The 1153-nt window shown below is 44.9% G+C and carries 1 protein-coding gene and 2 pseudogenes; all 3 read left to right on the top strand.

The genetic code is table 11. The annotated features are described in order from the left end of the window. Positions 1-450, top strand: a pseudogene (locus R7035_RS25660) (aspartate carbamoyltransferase); the annotation flags it as partial. A 16-nt stretch (positions 451-466) separates the two neighbouring features. Then, a complete protein-coding gene (gene pyrI / locus R7035_RS25655) occupies positions 467-928 on the top strand; it encodes an aspartate carbamoyltransferase regulatory subunit (protein WP_005455107.1) in 462 nt (153 codons plus the stop codon). 163 nt (positions 929-1091) lie between these two features. Further along, positions 1092-1153 (top strand): annotated as a pseudogene (locus R7035_RS25650) (reactive intermediate/imine deaminase); the annotation flags it as partial.

The raw sequence follows: 1153 nt of genomic DNA, 5'->3' as shown, positions 1-1153 counted from the left end.
GTCGGCGATTTAAAATACGGCCGCACCGTTCACTCACTAACTCAAGCACTGGCGAAGTTCAATAACATCCGCTTCTACTTTGTCGCTCCAGACGCATTGGCGATGCCAGAGTACATCTGCGAAGAACTCGATGAAGCTGGCATTGAATACAGCCTACACACAGAGATGGAAGCGGTAATTCCTGAGCTCGATATTCTTTACATGACTCGCGTTCAAAAAGAGCGTTTCGACGAGTCTGAATATGCGCACATCAAGTCAGCTTACATTCTGACGGCGGCTCTATTGGAAGGCGCGCGTGAAAATCTAAAAGTACTGCACCCGCTACCTCGTGTTGATGAAATCACGACAGACGTAGATAAAACCCCACACGCGTACTACTTCCAGCAGGCACAAAATGGCGTGTACGCTCGCCAAGCGCTGTTGGCTTTGGTTCTAAACGAAACACTGTAATCGAGGAGATAAAAACATGGCTAAAGAAACTCAATTGCAGGTAGAAGCAATCAAAAACGGCACCGTCATCGACCACATTCCAGCACAAATTGGTATCAAAGTGCTGAAATTGTTCGATATGCACAATTCTTCTCAACGTGTAACGATTGGTCTGAACTTGCCATCTTCAGCTTTGGGTCACAAAGACTTGCTGAAGATAGAGAACGTGTTCATCAATGAAGAACAAGCAAGCAAACTGGCGCTGTACGCACCGCACGCGACGGTAAACCAAATCGAAAACTACGAAGTCGTGAAAAAACTGGCTCTAGAGTTGCCAGAGAAAATCAACAACGTGTTTGAGTGTCCAAACTCAAACTGTATCTCTCACAACGAGCCAGTAGAAAGCAGTTTTAAAGTTTTCGAAAAGAAAGAAGAGATTCGTTTGAAGTGCAAATACTGTGAGAAAGTATTCTCACGTGAGATTGTGACTGAGCGATAATCTCGCCAACGCTCCGAACTCTCATACGCATGAAATACCCTGTCTTGGCAGGGTATTTTGCTCTTTACCTGCCGCAGGTTTAAAGGCAAACTGATTACCTTCAAGCATATTAATAAGGCTTGGGTATACTCTTTCTTCCCCTAAAACAGATGGAAAAAATCAAATGACGAAAGTACTTCACACTGAGTCTGCACCAGCAGCAATCGGTCCTTACGTTCAAGGCGT

Origin of the sequence: Vibrio sp. 1731 (genome assembly GCF_033339955.1) — a bacterium.
GTDB classification, from domain to species: domain Bacteria; phylum Pseudomonadota; class Gammaproteobacteria; order Enterobacterales; family Vibrionaceae; genus Vibrio; species Vibrio alginolyticus.
The sequence above is the reverse complement of the archived record's forward strand: the minus strand, read 5'-3'. Positions and strand labels throughout refer to the sequence as shown.

What these genes read in the sequence shown, in the direction of transcription:
- pyrI (WP_005455107.1), top strand. Translation starts at nt 467, where the DNA reads ATGGCTAAAGAAACTCAATTGCAGGTAGAAGCAATCAAAAACGGCACC.